At 74.0% G+C, this 17,081-nt stretch carries 16 protein-coding genes; 9 read left to right on the top strand and 7 right to left on the bottom strand.

Annotation, left to right across the window (positions count from 1 at the left end; genetic code table 11):
• A partial coding sequence (locus ACFV2S_RS36025; RefSeq protein ID WP_385569785.1) for an oxygenase MpaB family protein occupies positions 1 to 681 on the top strand: 681 nt, incomplete at its 5' end.
• A 49-nt stretch (positions 682 to 730) separates the two neighbouring features.
• Here ACFV2S_RS36025 and ACFV2S_RS36020 read toward each other — a convergent pair.
• Positions 731 to 2,278: a M1 family metallopeptidase gene (locus tag ACFV2S_RS36020; RefSeq protein ID WP_385569781.1), complete on the bottom strand. Its 1,548-nt coding sequence runs from the start codon at positions 2,276 to 2,278 to the stop codon at positions 731 to 733.
• A 225-nt stretch (positions 2,279 to 2,503) separates the two neighbouring features.
• Between ACFV2S_RS36020 and ACFV2S_RS36015 the strand changes: the two genes are divergently transcribed.
• The 3 genes from ACFV2S_RS36015 (at position 2,504) to ACFV2S_RS36005 (ending at position 6,318) form a co-directional block, all read left to right on the top strand.
• Complete coding sequence (locus ACFV2S_RS36015; protein WP_385569776.1) at positions 2,504 to 4,546, top strand: Xaa-Pro dipeptidyl-peptidase; 2,043 nt, start codon at positions 2,504 to 2,506, stop codon at positions 4,544 to 4,546.
• Positions 4,547 to 4,583: 37 nt separating this feature from the next.
• A complete protein-coding gene (locus ACFV2S_RS36010) occupies positions 4,584 to 5,897 on the top strand; it encodes a M14 family metallocarboxypeptidase (protein ID WP_385569771.1) in 1,314 nt (437 codons plus the stop codon).
• A gap of 118 nt (positions 5,898 to 6,015) precedes the next feature.
• Entirely contained in the window at positions 6,016 to 6,318 is a 303-nt protein-coding gene (locus tag ACFV2S_RS36005; protein ID WP_383799628.1) for a hypothetical protein, read from the top strand.
• A gap of 119 nt (positions 6,319 to 6,437) precedes the next feature.
• On the opposite strand, the gene ACFV2S_RS36000 is transcribed toward ACFV2S_RS36005, so the two are convergent.
• Complete coding sequence (locus tag ACFV2S_RS36000) at positions 6,438 to 7,394, bottom strand: FAD-dependent oxidoreductase (protein ID WP_385569763.1); 957 nt, start codon at positions 7,392 to 7,394, stop codon at positions 6,438 to 6,440.
• Positions 7,395 to 7,464: 70 nt separating this feature from the next.
• Between ACFV2S_RS36000 and ACFV2S_RS35995 the strand changes: the two genes are divergently transcribed.
• From ACFV2S_RS35995 to ACFV2S_RS35980, 4 genes are read left to right on the top strand one after another with little or no spacing between them, the layout of a single operon-like run.
• Positions 7,465 to 7,923, top strand: coding sequence for a hypothetical protein (locus ACFV2S_RS35995; protein WP_385569760.1), 459 nt, complete (start codon positions 7,465 to 7,467; stop codon positions 7,921 to 7,923).
• 13 nt (positions 7,924 to 7,936) lie between these two features.
• On the top strand, positions 7,937 to 9,574 hold the full coding sequence (locus ACFV2S_RS35990) for an ABC-F family ATP-binding cassette domain-containing protein (RefSeq protein ID WP_385569757.1): 1,638 nt from the start codon (positions 7,937 to 7,939) through the stop codon (positions 9,572 to 9,574).
• Between the two features lie 10 nt (positions 9,575 to 9,584).
• Positions 9,585 to 10,331, top strand: coding sequence for a 2-phosphosulfolactate phosphatase (locus ACFV2S_RS35985; RefSeq protein ID WP_385569754.1), 747 nt, complete (start codon positions 9,585 to 9,587; stop codon positions 10,329 to 10,331).
• Positions 10,328 to 10,729 (top strand): hypothetical protein, encoded by a 402-nt coding sequence (locus ACFV2S_RS35980; RefSeq protein WP_383799641.1) that lies wholly within the window; start codon positions 10,328 to 10,330, stop codon positions 10,727 to 10,729. The genes ACFV2S_RS35985 and ACFV2S_RS35980 overlap by 4 nt, the downstream gene beginning before the upstream one ends.
• A gap of 74 nt (positions 10,730 to 10,803) precedes the next feature.
• Here the strand turns inward: ACFV2S_RS35980 and ACFV2S_RS35975 are convergent, their stop codons facing one another.
• From ACFV2S_RS35975 to ACFV2S_RS35955, 5 genes are all read right to left on the bottom strand, one after another.
• Positions 10,804 to 11,250, bottom strand: a complete 447-nt coding sequence (locus ACFV2S_RS35975; RefSeq protein WP_385569750.1) for a DUF2690 domain-containing protein — start codon at positions 11,248 to 11,250, stop codon at positions 10,804 to 10,806.
• A gap of 94 nt (positions 11,251 to 11,344) precedes the next feature.
• Entirely contained in the window at positions 11,345 to 11,794 is a 450-nt protein-coding gene (locus ACFV2S_RS35970; protein ID WP_352023256.1) for a DUF2690 domain-containing protein, read from the bottom strand.
• A 135-nt stretch (positions 11,795 to 11,929) separates the two neighbouring features.
• A complete protein-coding gene (locus tag ACFV2S_RS35965) occupies positions 11,930 to 12,385 on the bottom strand; it encodes a DUF2690 domain-containing protein (RefSeq protein ID WP_385569741.1) in 456 nt (151 codons plus the stop codon).
• Between the two features lie 192 nt (positions 12,386 to 12,577).
• Entirely contained in the window at positions 12,578 to 14,986 is a 2,409-nt protein-coding gene (locus tag ACFV2S_RS35960; protein WP_385569738.1) for a Tex family protein, read from the bottom strand.
• A 128-nt stretch (positions 14,987 to 15,114) separates the two neighbouring features.
• Positions 15,115 to 15,981 carry a hypothetical protein gene (locus ACFV2S_RS35955; RefSeq protein ID WP_385569734.1) on the bottom strand — a complete coding sequence of 289 codons (867 nt, stop codon included), beginning with the start codon at positions 15,979 to 15,981 and terminating at the stop codon, positions 15,115 to 15,117.
• A 127-nt stretch (positions 15,982 to 16,108) separates the two neighbouring features.
• On the opposite strand from ACFV2S_RS35955, the gene ACFV2S_RS35950 reads away from it, so the two are divergent.
• A complete protein-coding gene (locus ACFV2S_RS35950; RefSeq protein WP_385569731.1) occupies positions 16,109 to 17,080 on the top strand; it encodes a GlxA family transcriptional regulator in 972 nt (323 codons plus the stop codon).
• Position 17,081: the final 1 nt, after the last annotated feature.

Below are 17,081 nucleotides of genomic sequence, written 5' to 3'. Positions count from 1 at the left end.
GGCGAGCGCTCCCTCCGCTCGCTCCAGCTGTGGATCTACGGCGGCGACGAGGCCGCCCGGGAGGGCCGCCGGCTCAGGGAGCTGCACCGGACGATCCAGGGCACCGACGCCCACGGGCGCCGCTACCACGCCCTCACCCCGGCCTACTACTCCTGGGTCCACGCGACCGGCTTCCCGATCTACCGGTACGGTCTCGGCCTGCTCGCCCGCCCGCTCACCGACGCGCAGGAATGGCAGCTGTACGCCGAGTGGCTCCGGGTCGGCCGGATCCTCGGCATCCACGACCGGGACATGCCGCAGACGATCGAGGACTTCTGGCCGTACTACCGGAAGGTCCTCGCCGAGGAGATCGAGGCCACCGCCGTCGTACGGGAACTGCTCGACACCGACCTGCCGCTGCCGGCCCCCGACCGCGGCCCACTGCCGCTCCGGCTCGCCCTCCGGGTGCTCTGGCCCGTCCTGCGCCGCCCCTTCCTGAGGCTGCGCGCGTTCCTCACGGTCGGCCTGATGCCGCCGGACGCCCGCGAGACCATCGGCCTGGAATGGACGCAGGCGCAGGAGCGCGCCCTGCGCCGGTTCGCCCGCGTCGTCCGGACCGTGGTCCCGGTCCTGCCCGAGCGCCTGCGCTATCTGCCCCTGGCCAGGAAGGCCCGCGAGGCCGCCCGCCGCGCGCAGCGCTGACGGACGGCCTCGTGAAACCCCGCGGCCCGGAGACCGGAGGGCGGTGGGATCAGTGCCCGGCGTGGCCCTCGTGGCCGCCGTTCTCGTGGATCGTGTTCGTCTCCGCGATCTTCTTCCACGACTTCGGCTGCGCCGGCTTCGACGGCTTCGCGGCGCGGGCCGACGGCGCGGCGGCGGGGGAGGACAGACCCGCCGCGGTCGCCGCCGGGGCGGCCGGCTTCGACGGCTGGTACAGCCAGGTGTCGAAGAGCCCGGCGAGCGGCTTGCCGGAGACCTTCTCCGCGTACCGGACGAAGTCGGCGACCCGCGCGTTGCCGTAGGCGAACTGCTGCGGCCAGCCCTTCAGGATCGCGAAGAAGTCCTCGTCGCCGATCTCGTTGCGCAGCGCCTGGAGCGCCAGCGCGCCCCGGTCGTACACGGCGATGTGGAACTGGTTCTCGGCGCCCGGGTCACCCGGCTTCACCGTCCAGAACGGGTCGTCGGCCGGCCGCGTGGCGTACGCGTAGTCCGCCAGCTCCTGGGCCGTGCCCTCGCCCTCCTTCTCCGACCACAGCCACTGGCTGTACCGGGCGAAGCCCTCGTTGACCCAGATGTCCTTCCAGTCGCGGACGGACACGCTGTCGCCGTACCACTGGTGCGCCAGCTCGTGGACGACCACCGACACGTTCGCGCCGTTGGCGAACTGCCGCGGGCTGTAGAACGGGCGGGTCTGCGTCTCCAGCGCGAAACCGCTGGTCACGTTCGGCACGTAGCCGCCGAGGGAGTTGAAGGGGTACGGCCCGAAGACCGACTCCAGCCACTCGGCCACCTCGGTCGTGCGCTCGATCGAGGCACGCGCGGCGCCCGCGTTGTCACCGAGGTCCTTGCTGTACGCGTTCAGGACGGGCAGCCCGTTCGCGGTCCGGTCCGTCGTGATGTCGAACTTGCCGACGGCCAGCGTCGCCAGGTAGGTGGCCTGGGGCTTGTTGGACCGCCAGTTGAAGCGGGTCCAGCCGAGCCGCGAGGACTGCGACTGCAGCACGCCGTTGCTGATGGCCTGGGTGCCGTCCGGCACCGAGACCGACACGTCGAACGTGGCCTTGTCCAGCGGGTGGTCGTTGGACGGGAACCACCAGACGGCCGAGTCCGGCTCCTGCGCGGCCACTCCGCCGTCCGGGGTGCGGGCCCAGGCCGACCAGCCGTCGATCTTGAACTCGGACGGCTTGCCCGCGTAGCGGACGACGACCGTGACCGGCGTGTTCTTCGCCAGCGGGCTCGCCGGGGTGACCTCCAGCTCGTGGTCCCCCGAGGTGGTGAACTTCGCCGGCCGGCCGTTGACCCGGATCTCGCTGACCTTCAGCCCGAGGTCCAGGTTGAAGCGGGACAGGTTCTGCCGGGTCGTGGCGAGGATCGTCGCCGTGCCCTCCAGCAGGTCCGTGGCGGGCTGGTACGTCAGCCGCAGGTCGTAGTGGGAGACGTCGTAGCCGCCGTTGCCACTGGCGGGGTAGTAGGAGTCGCCGATGCCCGGGGCGCCGGGGGTGAAGTCGGCCGCCGATGCCGGGATCGCCAGCAGCAGCGAGGCCGCGAGGGCGCTCGGAACGATGATTCTGCGGTGCACGGGTGCTCCCCAAGTCATAAGAAACGTAAGACGCACGGGTGGTCGTCGGTCCTTAACTCGGACCCTATTCAGCCCCTCGACGCACCGTCACGTCCAGAGGACCCCCTGTCACACGATCGCCATTCGGCCGACATGAACCCGTCCGTCTCCGGAATCACCCTGAATCCCCCCTGATTCCCTCCGGCACTCTTTTGCACGGGAGTTGACCGGGGTACGTTCCGCCGCATGCCGATGCGAAAGCGGAGAACCCGCGGAGCCCGACTGACGTACGGAACCCTCGTGTCCGCGGCCACGGCCGCCCTGTTCGCGACCCTGGTCACCCCCGCCGGGGCGCGCCCCGAGCCGGCCGCGCCCGCCGCGCCCTTCGTGCGCGAGTCCCGCCCGGTCCACTCGTACGCCGACGCCGTCCGCGAGTCCGTCTGGGTCGACACCGGCCTCGACGGCGACGGCGACGGGCGCGCCGACCGGGTCGCCGTCGACATCGTGCGCCCCCGCGAGCCCGCGGCCGCCGGCCGGAGGATCCCGGTCATCATGGACGCCAGCCCGTACTACTCCTGCTGCGGGCGCGGCAACGAGAGCCAGAAGAAGACGTACGACGCCGACGGGAACCCCGTCCAGTTCCCGCTCTTCTACGACAACTACTTCGTCCCGCGCGGCTACGCCTTCGTCGCCGTCGACCTCGCCGGCACCAACCGCTCCGACGGCTGCGACGACGTCGGCGGACGCTCGGACGTCCAGTCCGCCAAGGCCGTCGTCGACTGGCTGAACGGCCGCGCGCGCGGCTACACCTCCCGCACCGGCGGCACCCCGGCCCGCGCCACCGCCTGGAGCACCGGGAACGTCGGCATGATCGGCAAGAGCTGGGACGGCGCCATCGCCAACGGTGTCGCCGCCACCGGCGTCGAAGGGCTGAAAACGATCGTTCCGATCGGCGCCATCTCCTCCTGGTACGACTACTTCCACTCGCAGGGCGCCCCGCTCTACGACGCCAACCCGAGCTGGCTCTCCGACTACGTGAACAGCCCCGAGGCGCAGGGCCGCTGCGCCGCCGTCCAGGACCGGATCACCGCCGGCACCCCGTACAGCGCGGACTGGACCCCGGCCTGGACCGAGCGCGACTACGTGAAGGACGCGGGGAAGGTCAGGGCCAGCGTCTTCGTCGTCCACGGACAGCAGGACCTCAACGTCCGCACCAAGCAGTTCGGCCAGTGGTGGGACGCCCTCGCCGCCCACGGCGTCGAGCGGAAGATCTGGCTCTCCCAGACCGGCCACGTCGACCCCTTCGACTTCCGGCGCGCCGACTGGGTCCGCACCCTGCACCGCTGGTTCGACCACTACCTCCTCGGCTACGAGAACGGCATCGACCGCGAGCCCGTCGCCGACGTCGAGCGGGCCCCGGACGTCTGGACCACCGACCGGCAGTGGCCGCCCCGCACCACCGCGACCACCACCCTGCGGCCCGCTCCCGGCGCGGCCCCCGGTCCGGGCGTCCTCGGGCGCGCGCCCGCCCGGCCCGGCTCCACCGCGGCCTTCACCGACGCCCCGGGCCTCGGCGAGCTGGACTGGGCGGCCCGGATCGACGCCCCGACCCCGGAGAAGGCCGGGTTCGTCACCCGGCCGCTCTCCCGGGACCTGCGGATCTCAGGCTCCTCGAAGGTGACGGTGACCGCGACCCCCAGCACCTCCACCGCGCACCTGTCCGCCGTCCTGGTCGACCTCGGGCCCGACACGATCCGGGACTACGCGGCGGCGGGGGAGGGCATCACGACCCTCACCGACCGCACCTGCTGGGGTTCGAGCACTCCGGGCGACAGCGCCTGCTTCAAGGAGACCGAGGCCCGGACGGCGGCCGTCGCCTCCACGGTGGTCAGCCGGGGCTGGGCCGACCTCGGCACCTGGGCGGACCCGCGCCAGGGACGCCCGCTGACCCCCGGCAGGGCGTACACCCTCACCCTGGACCTCGCCGCGACCGACCACGTCGTCCCGGCCGGCCACCGGCTCGCCCTGATCGTCGGCGGCACCGACAAGGACCTCCTCGACCCTCCGTCGACCACCCCGACCCTCACCCTCGACCTCGCCCGCACCTCGGCGAAGCTGCCCCTCGTCGGCGGCGCGGGGGCGTTCGACCGGGCGACGGCGGGACCGGCCCCGGCCGCGCCGGCGCCCTCGTACGTCCCGTCCCTGACCGGCCCCCTTCCGCCGGCCGCCGTGAGCGGACCCCGCCTGCCCGGCCCGGCCGCGGCCCCGCGTCCGGGAGCCGCCCGATGAACCCCCGTACCGCATCCGCCAGGAACCGGAGCCGCCGATGAACCCCCTGGTCAGGAGCCGGAGTTCCCGGCGGACGCTCGCTCTCCTGGTGGGGGCCGCCGCCCTCGCGCTGCCGCTCGTCACCGTCCCCGCCAAGGCGGCGGACAGCGCGCCCGCGCGGTCCCTCCCGCGCACCGGGTTCGAGGAGAGCGGGGGCGCCCGGTGGACGACCGGGGCCGAGGAGGCGGACTTCCTCACGGCGGTCGACCGGGGCAGCGAGCGGGTGTCGCTGCGCGAGATCGGCACCACCGGGCAGGGCCGCCCGCTGCGCCTCGCCACCCTCGGGGCGGGCCGCGCCGGCACGACCGTGCTGCTGGTCTGCAGCCAGCACGGCGACGAGCCGGCGGGCCGGGAGGCCTGTCTGAGCACGGTGCGCGACCTCGCCTACGGCCAGGACCCGGAGACCCGGCGCTTCCTCGCCCGCACCACCCTCCTGGTGGTCCCCACCGCGAATCCCGACGGCCGGGAGGCCGACACCCGCGGCAACGGCGACGGCGTCGACGTCAACCGCGACCACATCGCCCTGCGGACCGCAGAGGCGCGCGCGATCGCCGCCGTGATCCGCGACCGGCGGCCCGCCCTCGTGTACGACCTCCACGAGTACGGCGCCACCCCCCGCTACTACGACAAGGACCTGCTCGCGCTCTGGCCCCGCAGTCTCGACACCGATCCGCGCGTCCACGGGGAGTCGAGGACGCTCTCGGAGTCGTACGTCCGGCCGGCCGCCGGGCTCGCGGGCTACAGCAGCGGGATCTACGGCATCTGGACCGACCCGCTCACGGGCGAGCCGGTCAAGCAGGTCGCCGGCGACGGCCAGGAGCGGATCCTGCGCAACACGGCCGGCGTCAAGCACGCCGCGGGACTGCTCGTGGAGACCCGGGTGGACGCCCTCGACCAGGCCGAGAAGGACGACCCGGCGCGCAACCACCGGCGCCGCGTCGCCACCCAGCACGCCGCCCTGAAGGGGGCCTTCGCCTACCTGGACGCGCGGCGCGGGCCGCTCACCGCGGCCACCGTCCTCGCCCGGGCCGCCGGGTTCGCGGACCGGGGTCCGGTCTACCTCGGCGGCGCCGACAACGACCCCGCCGAGCCGGAGGAGATCCTCGCCGACCCGCCGTGCGGCTACCGCCTGGACGCCGCGCAGTACGCCGAGGCGGGCGACGAACTCGCCCTGCACGGGGTGACGGTACGGGCGGAGGGCGCCGGCGCGTTCGTTCCGCTGCGCCAGTCGCAGCGCGCCCTGGTCCCGCTGCTCCTCGACGCGCGGGCGGCCTATCACCTCGTCAGTGGGAGTCCTGTGGAGAGGTGTTGACGATCAGGTGCCCCCGGCCGGGCGTGGCGTGAATCCGACGTTTGCCGAGGTAAAGTTACCCGCTGGTACTGACCATGCCTCGAACAGGCCCACAAGGCCTTGAAGTTGGAGAACCACCATGCGCCACACCAAGCCCGCCCGCCGCACCCTGACGGCCCTGCTCGCCACGACGCTGCTCGCCGGGGGCATGCTGCTCGGACAGACGGTGACGGCCGAGCCGGCCGCCGCCGGGACCATCACGTGCAACGTCGGCAAGCTGCGGGCCGACGCCCACAAGGAGCGCGACCGGGGCAACCAGCTCAAGCGCCTCGGCGCCACGACGGAGGCCCGCAAGGCCTTCGCGCGCGCCGACGCCCTGGAGCGCCAGGCCAAGGCGTGCGAGGACGCGGACAACAACAGCAAGCCGCCGCTCTGGAAGTAGTACGGCACGCGGGGCGGTCGCGATCCGAAAGGACGGCGACCGCCCCGCGGTCGTTTCCGGCCGTCGGCCCGCCCCGCGGCCGCGTCGGCCCGCCCCGCGGTCCGACGGAGCGGCCGTCCTCACCCGACGGCCAGCTCCGCCGCAGCCTCCGCGCAGCCCCAGGCCACCGTCACCCCGGCGCCTCCGTGCCCGTAGTGGTGGACGAGGCGTCCACCGCCGGGCAGCGGCACCGCCTCGATCCGCACCCCGCCCGCCCGGGCGGGCCGCAGCCCCACCCGGTGACCGAGGATCCGGGCCCCCGCGACCTCCGGACGCACCCGCGCGCACCGCGCCACGATCGCCGCCGCCGTCGCGGGATCCGGGTCGAGCCGCCCGTCCCCCTCCTCCGCCGTCCCGCCCAGCACCAGCCGGTCGGCGTGCGGGAAGAAGTACGTGGTCTCGCCCGCCGACTCGTCCGCCGCCGTGAACCACTCCTCGATCCCCGGGTTCTCCACCAGGACCAACTGACCCCGTACGGGACGCAGTCCGGGATCCGGCACGAGCTCACGCGCCGCGAGCCCCGTGCAGTCGACCACCACCGGAGCCAGTGCCGCCGCCTCCGCGAAGCCGTCCACCGCGCGCCGCTCGAAGACCCCGCCCATGGCCTCGAACCGGCTCCGCAGGAACCGCAGATGGACCGGCATGTCGAGCAGCGGAAGCCGCGCCGCCAGCCCCGTCCGGTACGGCCCCGGCACCTCCTCCGGCGCCAACTGCCGCAGCCCCTCGACCTCCTGCGCCCAGGGGCCCAGACCCTTCAGGACCGTGCCGGCGTGCACCCCGGCCACCTGTCGCACCCCGCTGCGTCCCGGATCGGCCGCCCACTCCCCGTACACCCGCAGGGAGCGGAGCGCCCAGGCCCCGACCTCGGCCGCCGGCTCGATCCGGTAGGGCCACCACAAGGCGCCCGCCACGGCCGAGGTCGTCCCCGTCACCGCGTCCCGCGACCAGATCCGCACCCGCAGCCCGCGCTCCGCCAGGGTCGTCGCCGTCGCCAGTCCGACGACCCCGCCGCCCACCACGATCACGTCGCTCCTCATGCCCCGGACCGTACCGGGACCGGGACATTTCCGGGACGGCGCGGCCACGGAACGGGGAAAGACTGGAGTCATGCCGGTCCCGTACACGACCCTCGACCTCGTCTCCGCCGCCAGTCCGGGCGGCGAGCACCCCCACCACGACTTCCTCGTCGACGGCAGGCCGCTGCTCCACCGGCTCGACGAGACCGACGGCTTCGACTCCGTCTCGCCGCTCGCGGCGGACGTGCCGCCCGCCGTCCGCGCCGGTCACGCCCCCGCACTCCTCCTCGCCGACGGCACCCGCCGGGTGATCCACTCCTGCCCCGACTGCGACGACCCCGGCTGCGGCGCCGTCACCGCCGTCGTCGCACGCGAGGGCGGGGACGTCGTCTGGCGCGACTTCGCCTGGCAGACCGGCCCGACCGCCGACCTCGCACGCGAGGGCTACCCCGGCGTCGGCCCGTTCCGCTTCCACGGCGAGACCTACCGGGCCGTCCTGCTCGGGCTCCTCGGGCTCCTCGGATCCCCGGCGTGTCGCAGCGTCGCCTAGGATTCGTTCCCTGATGACTGCAACCCTCGTCGCCAAGGACCTCGCCGCCGGCCACGGCGAACGCACCCTCTTCGCCGGGCTCGACCTGGTCGTCGCCCCCGGCGACGTCATCGGCCTCGTCGGCGTCAACGGCGCCGGGAAGTCGACCCTGCTGCGCCTGCTCGCCGGGCTCGACACCCCGGAGGAGGGCGAGCTGCGGCTCTCCCCGCCCACCGCCGCCGTCGGCCACCTCCCGCAGGAGCCCGAGCGGCGCGCCGGGGAGACCGTGCGGGAGTTCCTCGCCCGCCGCACCGGCGTCGCCGCCGCCCAGACCGCCATGGACGAGGCCACCCAGGGACTCGTCGACGGCACCCCCGGCGCGGACGACGCGTACGCGGTCACCCTGGAGCGCTGGCTGAACCTCGGCGGCGCCGACCTCGACGAGCGCGCCGAGGAGGTCGCCGACTCCCTCGGCCTCACCGTCGGCCTCGACCAGCCGATGACCTCGCTCTCCGGCGGTCAGGCGGCCCGCGCCGGTCTCGCCTCCCTCCTGCTCTCCCGCTACGACGTCTTCCTGCTCGACGAGCCCACCAACGACCTCGACCTCGAGGGCCTGGAGCGCCTGGAGTCCTTCGTGAAGGGACTGCGCGCCGGGACGGTCGTCATCAGCCACGACCGCGAGTTCCTCACCCGCACGGTCACCAAGGTCCTGGAGCTCGACCTCGCCCAGCAGCAGATCACCCTGTACGGCGGCGGCTACGAGGCGTACCTGGAGGAGCGGGACACCGCCCGGCGCCACGCGCGCGAGGACTACGAGGAGTACGCCGGCAAGAAGGCCGCCCTCGAAGCCCGCGGCCACATGCAGCGGTCCTGGATGGACAAGGGCGTCAAGAACGCCCGGCGCAAGGCCACCGACGGCGACAAGCTCGGCCGCAACGCCCGCAGCGAGGCCAGCGAGAAGCAGGCCGCCAAGGCCCGGCAGACCCAGCGCATGATCGAGCGCCTCGACGTCGTCGACGAGCCCCGCAAGGAGTGGGAGCTGCGGATGGAGATCGCCGCCGCGCCCCGCTCCGGCTCGGTCGTCGCGACCCTCCGCGAGGCGGAGGTGCGCCGCGGCGACTTCTCCTTCGGTCCCGTCACCCTCCAGATCGACTGGGCCGACCGGGTCGCCGTCACCGGGGCCAACGGCGCCGGGAAGTCGACCCTGCTCGCCGCCCTCCTCGGCCGGCTGCCGCTGGACTCCGGCGACACGGTCCTCGGCTCGGGCGTCGTCGTGGGCGAGGTCGACCAGGCCCGCAAGCTCTTCCACGGCACGGAGACGCTCCTGGAGGCGTTCTGCGCGGCCGTGCCCGACACCGAGCCCGCCGAGGTCCGGACGCTGCTCGCCAAGTTCGGCCTCAAGGCCGTCCACGTCATGCGGCCCGCCACCACGCTCTCCCCGGGCGAGCGCACGCGCGCCGCGCTGGCCCTGCTCCAGGGCCGGGGAGTGAACCTGCTCGTCCTCGACGAGCCGACGAACCACCTGGACCTGCCGGCCATCGAGCAGCTGGAGTCCGCGCTCGACTCGTACACGGGCACCCTGCTGCTCGTCACGCACGACCGCCGCATGCTCGACGCGGTCCGCACCACCCGCCGCATCGAGGTCGCCGACGGAAAGGCGACCGAACTCTGATGCCCGTTCCGTGCCCACGGGTGCCGCGGTGACCGTCTCCTTCGGCTGGGGGCCCGTGGAGGCGCGGGTCCTCGCCCCGGCGGCCGCCTGCGTGGTCGTCGTCGACGTGCTGTCCTTCACCACCGCCGTCGGCGTCGCCGTCGAGGGCGGCACCGCCGTCCTCCCGTACCGCTGGCGGGACGCCACGGCCGCCGCGTACGCGCGGGAGAACGACGCCGTGCTCGCCGTCGGCCGGCGCGAGGCCACCGGGGCGCACCCCTGGTCGCTCTCCCCGGCCGCCCTGCGTGCGGCGCCGCCTCCCGGCCGCCTGGTCCTGCCCTCCCCGAACGGCTCCACGATCGCGGCCGGGGCGGCCTCCGGCGGCGCGACCGTCGTCGCCGCCTCGCTGCGCAACCACACCGCCGTCGCCCGGTGGCTCCGCGACCGGGGCCACGGCACGGCGGAGCGCCCGCTCGCCGTCATCGCCTCCGGCGAGCGGTGGCCGGACGGTTCGCTGCGCCCGGCGCTCGAAGACCTGCTGGGCGCGGGAGCGGTGCTCTCCGCCCTGCGGGGCACACACCCCCTGACCCCGGAGGCGACCGCGGCGGCCACGCTGTGGGACGCGACCGAGGACCCGGTCGCCGCCTTGCACGGCTGCGACTCGGGCCGTGAACTGTACGAGTACGGCTATCCGCAGGACGTGGCCGTGGCCGCCGAGACCGACCGCTCGACGACCGTCCCCGTCCTCGTGGACGGCGCATTCCAGGAGGCACCATGACCGACCTACTGACCCGGCTGACCGAGATGCTGGACGATCTGGACGCCGACGTGGACGAGACGATCGACCTCGCCGACGAGATCGCGGCCTCGGGCGACGCCGGCCTCCTGCCGCGCCTCCAGGCGGAGCTCGACCGTGCCCTCTCCGAGCGGAACGCCTACGCCCGGGAACTCCTCGGCGGCGTCCTCGCGGCCCTCGGCGGCCCGGACGCCCTTCCGACCCTGATCCGGGCCTCCGCCGTCGACCTCGGCGACGACCAGGACGGCCTGGCCGCCGAGATCGTCGAGCTGGTCCAGGCGGATCCGAAGGAGGCCCGCCGGCTCCTCCAGCCCATGACGGAGGACGAGGACCTCTCCGTCGCCAACCGCGCCGACTGGGCGCTGCGCTTCCTCCCGTAACCGGGGCCGGACGCGAGGAGGCCACAGCCCGGTGGGCTGTGGCCTCGCTTCACGCGGACGCCGGGGCCGGCGGTCTACCAGAAGTTGCTGCAGGTCACGTTGTTGTTGTCATTGATGCACACGCGGTAGTAGGCGCTGCCGCTGCCCAGCATGTTGGACCAGTCGGTGCCCGCCTCGTAGGGGAACTGCACCGAGAGGCTGCGCTGGAAGTCGGTGCCGGCACCCAGCCACTTCTCGACGGAGCCGTACCGGGGCCACCACTGGCTGCCGTCGGGGGACGTGGTGCGGACCCACCCGGCCTGACACGCGTTGGACCAGCGCAGCTCGGCCTTGAAGCCGTTGCCGTTGACGGTGGACACCTTGGTCGTGGCGTCGGCGTCGCAGCCCATGGAGACGGGGCCGCGGTTGTCGCAGCCGCTGCCGGAGCAGCCGGCGGCGTAGGAGGTGCCCGCGAGCGGGACCAGGGCCATGGTCATCGCGGCGGCCGCGACGCCCGCCGTCTTCGCGAGGATGGTCTTCATCAGGGGGATGCCACTTCGTGAGAAGGAGTGTGTCGGGGACGTCACGGAGCCGCGGCGCGACGGCCGCGGCTCCGCTCACGCGGGGGTCGGCGGTCTACCAGTAGGGGCTGCAGGTGACGTCGCCCGTGCCGGTGTCCTTCAGGCAGACGCGGTAGTAGTAGCCGCTGCCGCCGAGCATGTTGGACCAGTCGGAGCCCGGGTCCGGGATCTTGACCGAGAGGCTGCGGACGAGCGGGCCGGCGTAGCCGTTGTGCTTCTCGATGTAGCCGAGGTGGTCCCACCAGTTGTCGGGACCGTACGGGTCGGTCACGCGGACCCAGGCGGCCTGGCACTTGGGCGACCAGCGCAGCTCGGCCTTGTCGATGCCGTCGGAGACGGACGCCTTGGTGACGGCGTCGCCGTCGCAGGCCTGCGAGACCGGACCGAGGTTGTCGCAGCCGGCGCCGGTGCACCCGGCGGCGTAGGAGGTGCCCGCGAGCGGGACCAGGGCCATGGTCATCGCGGCGGCGGAGATGCCCGCGACCTTCGCGATCATGCGCTTCATGGTGTGTTCCTTCCTTCTGGTGCGGGATCGACCGCGGCCCCCGTGGGAGCCGCGGTCGATCTTGGTTGCCTGTCCTGTCCGCGTCAACGGGCAAAAGGGGCTGCCTCGTTCACGCGGGCGCGGGGGCCGGCGGGTCTACCAGAAGGGGGTGCAGTCCACCTCGTTGGTGGCGGCGGGGGCGCTGATGCAGGCGCGGTAGTAGGCGCTGGGGCTGCCGAGCATGTTGGTCCAGTCCGAGCCCGGGTTGGGGAACGTCACCTGGAGGCTGCGCTGGAACCCGGTGCCGTAGCCCGACCACTTCTCGATGTGGCCGTACCGCTCGTACCACTGCTCACCGGTGGCGGTGACCCGGGCCCAGGCCGCCTGACAGCTGGGGGACCAGCGCAGCTCGACCCTGAGGCCGGAGTGGGTGCGGGACGTCGCGCTGCCCTTGGTCACGGCGTCGGCGTCGCAGCCCATGGAGACGGGGCCGCGGTTGTCGCAGCCGGCGCCGGAGCAGCCCGCGGCGTACGAGGTGCCGGCGAGGGGGACGAGGGCCATGGTCAGGGCGGCGGCGGAGACGCCGGCGACCTTCGCGATCATGCGCTTCATGGGTGGAACGACCTCCAGGAGCAGGAATCGTGCACCTCCCCCGTGGAGGCCGATGATGATCATGGTTGGGTGTCCTAGCCATGTCAACGCATTTACCGGCCACCTCGACGCGCTGCCCGGCTGAACGCGGGTCGTCCCCGCACCCCCCCGTCGGGGAGCGCGGGGACGACCCGCTCAGCCGGCCGGAGGTCCCTAGCGGCGCTTGCCGCCGCCCTCGCCGAGCAGGCCGGCCTTGCGGAGGGCGTCCGCCATCGCGCTGTTGGCGGGGGCGGACGCCGCCGAACGATCCCGGCCACCGCGGTCCCCGCGGTCGTTCCGGTTCCCGCCCTCGGCCCTGCGGCCGCCGCCCTGACGCTGCTGCGGCGGCCGGCCGCCCCGCTCGCCGCGGTCGCCCCGCTCGCGCCGGGGTGAGCCGCCCTGGCCGTCCGCGCCCGGCTCGTCGTCGAGCCGCAGCGTCAGCGAGATCCGCTTGCGCGGGATGTCCACGTCCACGACCTTCACCTTCACCACGTCGCCGGGCTTCACCACGTCGCGCGGGTCCTTGACGAAGGTCTTCGACATCGCCGACACGTGCACCAGGCCGTCCTGGTGCACACCGACGTCCACGAACGCGCCGAACGCGGCCACGTTGGTGACGACGCCCTCCAGGACCATCCCGGACGCCAGGTCGCCGATCTTCTCGACGCCCTCCTTGAAGGTGGCCGTGCGGAACGCCGGACGCGGGTCGCGGCCCGGCTTCTCCAGCTCGCGCAGGATGTCCGTCACCGTCGGCAGGCCGAAGGTCTCGTCGACGAAGTCGTCCGCCCGCAGCGAGCGCAGCGTGCCCGTGTCGCCGATCAGCGCCGCGACCTCGCCGCCCGTCGCCTTCACCATCCGGCGCACCACCGGGTACGCCTCCGGGTGCACCGACGAGGCGTCGAGCGGGTCGTCGCCGTTCCGGATGCGCAGGAAGCCCGCACACTGCTCGTATGCCTTCGGGCCGAGCCTGGCGACGTCCTTGAGGGCCCGGCGGGAGCGGAAGGGGCCGTTGGCGTCCCGGTGCGCGACGATGTTCTCCGCGAGGCCGGAGCTGATGCCCGAGACCCGCGAAAGGAGAGGTGCCGAGGCGGTGTTGACGTCCACGCCGACGCCGTTCACGCAGTCCTCGACCACCGCGTCGAGCGAGCGCGAGAGCTTCACCTCGGCCAGGTCGTGCTGGTACTGGCCGACGCCGATCGACTTCGGGTCGATCTTCACCAGCTCGGCGAGGGGGTCCTGCAGGCGTCGCGCGATGGAGACGGCGCCGCGCAACGACACGTCCAGGCCGGGGAGTTCCTGCGAGGCGAAGGCGGAGGCCGAGTAGACCGAGGCCCCGGCCTCCGAGACCATGATCTTGGTGAGCTTCAACTCGGGGTGCTTGGCGAGGAGTTCGGCGGCCAGCTTGTCGGTCTCCCGGGAGGCCGTGCCGTTCCCGATCGCGACCAGCTCGACCGCGTGCTCCTTGGCGAGCCGCGCCAGCCTGTCCAGCGCCTGGTCCCACTTGTTGGCCGGGACGTGGGGGTGGATCGTGTCGGTGGCGACGACCTTGCCGGTCGCGTCGACCACGGCGACCTTCACGCCCGTGCGGAAGCCGGGGTCGAGCCCCAGCGTCGCCCGGGTGCCGGCCGGGGCGGCGAGCAGCAGGTCCCGCAGGTTCGCCGCGAAGACCCGGACCGCCTCGTCCTCGGCGGCCGTCCGCAGCCGCATCCGCAGATCGATCCCGAGGTGCACCAGGATGCGGGTGCGCCAGGCCCAGCGGACCGTGTCCTGGAGCCACTTGTCCCCGGGGCGGCCCCGGTCGGCGACGCCGAAGCGACCGGCGACGATCCCCTCGTACGAGGAGGGGCCCTCGGCCGGCTCCTCCGGTTCGAGCTCCAGGGCGAGGGCGTCCTCCTTCTCGCCGCGCAGCATGGCGAGCACCCGGTGCGAGGGCAGCGCCGTGAAGGGCTCGGCGAAGTCGAAGTAGTCGGCGAACTTCGCCCCCGCCTCCTCCTGCCCCTCGCGGACCTTCGCCACGAGCCGCCCGCGGCCCCACATGCGCTCGCGCAGCTCGCCGATGAGGTCGGCGTCCTCGGAGAACTTCTCGGCGAGGATCGCCCGCGCGCCCTCCAGGGCCGCGGCGGCGTCCGCGACGCCCCGGTCGCCGTCCACGAAGGCCGCGGCGGCCGCCGCGGGCTCGACGGACGGGTCGGCGAGCAGACCCTCGGCCAGCGGCTCCAGACCGGCCTCACGGGCGATCATGGCCTTCGTCCGCCGCTTCGGCTTGAACGGCAGGTAGATGTCCTCCAGGCGCGCCTTGGTGTCGGCGGCCCGGATGCTCGCCTCCAGGGCGTCCGTCAGCCTGCCCTGCTCGCGGACCGAGTCGAGGATCGCCGACCGGCGGTCCTCCAGCTCGCGCAGATAGCGCAGCCGTTCCTCCAGGGTGCGCAGCTGCGCGTCGTCGAGCATCTCGGTCGCTTCCTTGCGGTAGCGCGCGATGAACGGCACGGTCGAACCGCCGTCGAGGAGCTCGACGGCTGCCCTCACCTGTCGCTCGCGTACGCCGAGCTCCTCGGCGATCCTTGCTTCGATGGACGTCGTCACGGTGTCCCGACTCGCCTTCTCGTGCCTCAAGCTTGCGAGTGCATTGTGCCGGGTCGGTCACCCGGACGCGGCAACCGACCCGTCCCGCGCGCGTCCCCGGAGCGTCCGGCCGGCCCCGCCGGCCGGGCTCAGCCCTTGCCGACCAGGTCCGCCGGGAAGGCGCCCGCGCCCGCCGCGGCGAACAGGAAGCCGCGGCCCAGCTCGGTGAGGCGCTCGACCCCGGCCGCGCCGAGGTGCTCGTACGGTGCAGAGTCCAGCCGGTCCGTGTGCTCCTCCAGCTCGGCGCGCAGGGCCGTGCCCGACTCCGTCAGCTCGCCGTCCGCGCCGAGGAGCCCGCGCTCGCGCAGCCGCTCCGTCGCCGCCTCCCAGTCGGCCCGCCCCCAGCCGCGCGTGCCGAGGACCCAGCGCGGGGCCATGCCCTTGCCGGTGGCGGTGTGCGAGGCGAGGGCCTCGACCGGGTCGAGCCCGGCGGAGAGCAGCGCCGAGAGGTGGCCGTCGCCCCGGTGCTCGCGGAGCAGGGTGGCGGCGTACCAGTACGCGAGGTGGGGCCGCTCCGGCACCGGCAGGTCGGCGTGGGCCGAGTACAGCGGCCGGGCGTGCCGGGTGCAGGCCTCGGTGGCGCGCAGGGCGAGCGCCGCCGCCTCGGCCATCTCCGGGGAGGCGACGGCCTCGTCACCGAGCAGCCGGCGCAGGGTCGCGTCGACGGTCCGCAGCCGCGCGTCCAGGACCTCGGCGGGGGAGGCGGTCTCCCAGACGGCCGGCAGGCGCGCGGCGAGGAACGCGTGGCTGTAGTTGTAGAAGGTCGCGGCGACCGTGCCCGCGCCCACCGCGCCGAGGGCGGCGCTGCGCGCGGCGAGCCGCATCGCGCTCCGGTCGGTGAACCCGAGGGCGGTGAACTCGCGGTCCAGGTCGGGCGAGAAGTACAGCGTGGAGTGCAGCGGGTTGAGGACGTTGTGGCAGCGGCGTCCCGCGCGCGGAGGCAGATCAGTCGTCATGGTCCGAACGTTACCGACTGGTCGGTACGGAGGGAACGGCCGGACCGCGCCGAAACGGGCGCCGGATGGCAGGAAAGGTGGGCGATCCGTCGTTGCGGACACCCGCCGGGCCGCCAAGGATGGAGTCATGCCGCAGCGACCCGTCCTCGTCGTCCTCTTCGACGACGTCCAGAGCCTCGACGTCACCGGCCCCGTCGAGGTGTTCGCCGGCGCCGCCCGCGCCGCGGGGGACCCGTCCGCCTACCCCATTCGCACCGCCTCCCTGGACGGCGGACCCGTCCGGACGCACAGCGGACTGCGCCTGCTCCCCGACACCGCCCTGGACGCCGCGGTCGCCGACGGGCCCCCGCACACCCTCGTCGTGCCCGGTGGCGAGGGCACCCGCGCCCCCGACCCGGCCCTGATCGACTGGCTGCGCCTGCACGCCCCGCAGGCCGGGCGGCTGGTCTCCGTCTGCACCGGGGCGCTGCTCCTCGCCGAGGCGGGGCTCCTCGACGGACACCGGGCCACGACCCACTGGATCGCCTGCGACCACCTCGCCCGACGCCACCCGGCGGTCGACGTGGACCCCGATCCCATCTTCGTGCGGGACGGACGGATCGCCACCTCGGCGGGGGTCACCGCCGGCATCGACCTGGCCCTCGCCCTGGTCGAGGAGGACCTCGGCCGGGACGTGGCCCTCACCGTCGCCCGCCACCTGGTCGTCTTCCTGCGGCGGCCCGGCAACCAGGCCCAGTTCAGCGCCCAGCTGTCCGCCCAGACCGCCCGCCGGGAGCCCCTGCGGGACCTCCAGCAGTGGATCACCGAGCATCCCGGCGAGGACCTCTCCGTCGCGTCGCTCGCCGCCCGCGCCCGGCTCTCGCCCCGCCACTTCGCCCGCGCCTTCCACGCGGAGACCGGAACCCCGCCCGGCCGGTACGTCGACCGGGTCCGCCTCGAACACGCCCGCCGTCTCCTGGAGGAGACCTCGTGCGGCGTCGAGGAGGCCGCCCGCGCCTCCGGCTACGGCACGCCCGAGACCATGCGCCGCGCCTTCCTGAAGGCCCTGGGCACCGCTCCCGCGGAGTACCGCCGCCGCTTCCACGCGTCCGTCACCTGAG

The sequence above is a fragment of the Streptomyces sp. NPDC059695 genome (assembly GCF_042733785.1).
In the GTDB taxonomy this organism is placed as follows: domain Bacteria; phylum Actinomycetota; class Actinomycetes; order Streptomycetales; family Streptomycetaceae; genus Streptomyces.
This window is presented reverse-complemented; position numbering and strand designations above follow the sequence as displayed.

What these genes read in the sequence shown, in the direction of transcription:
- ACFV2S_RS36015 (WP_385569776.1), top strand. Translation starts at nt 2,504, where the DNA reads ATGCCGATGCGAAAGCGGAGAACCCGCGGAGCCCGACTGACGTACGGA.
- ACFV2S_RS36010 (WP_385569771.1), top strand. Translation starts at nt 4,584, where the DNA reads ATGAACCCCCTGGTCAGGAGCCGGAGTTCCCGGCGGACGCTCGCTCTC.
- ACFV2S_RS36005 (WP_383799628.1), top strand. Translation starts at nt 6,016, where the DNA reads ATGCGCCACACCAAGCCCGCCCGCCGCACCCTGACGGCCCTGCTCGCC.
- ACFV2S_RS36000 (WP_385569763.1), bottom strand. Translation starts at nt 7,394, where the DNA reads ATGAGGAGCGACGTGATCGTGGTGGGCGGCGGGGTCGTCGGACTGGCG.
- ACFV2S_RS35995 (WP_385569760.1), top strand. Translation starts at nt 7,465, where the DNA reads ATGCCGGTCCCGTACACGACCCTCGACCTCGTCTCCGCCGCCAGTCCG.
- ACFV2S_RS35990 (WP_385569757.1), top strand. Translation starts at nt 7,937, where the DNA reads ATGACTGCAACCCTCGTCGCCAAGGACCTCGCCGCCGGCCACGGCGAA.
- ACFV2S_RS35980 (WP_383799641.1), top strand. Translation starts at nt 10,328, where the DNA reads ATGACCGACCTACTGACCCGGCTGACCGAGATGCTGGACGATCTGGAC.
- ACFV2S_RS35975 (WP_385569750.1), bottom strand. Translation starts at nt 11,250, where the DNA reads ATGAAGACCATCCTCGCGAAGACGGCGGGCGTCGCGGCCGCCGCGATG.
- ACFV2S_RS35970 (WP_352023256.1), bottom strand. Translation starts at nt 11,794, where the DNA reads ATGAAGCGCATGATCGCGAAGGTCGCGGGCATCTCCGCCGCCGCGATG.
- ACFV2S_RS35965 (WP_385569741.1), bottom strand. Translation starts at nt 12,385, where the DNA reads ATGAAGCGCATGATCGCGAAGGTCGCCGGCGTCTCCGCCGCCGCCCTG.
- ACFV2S_RS35955 (WP_385569734.1), bottom strand. Translation starts at nt 15,981, where the DNA reads ATGACGACTGATCTGCCTCCGCGCGCGGGACGCCGCTGCCACAACGTC.
- ACFV2S_RS35950 (WP_385569731.1), top strand. Translation starts at nt 16,109, where the DNA reads ATGCCGCAGCGACCCGTCCTCGTCGTCCTCTTCGACGACGTCCAGAGC.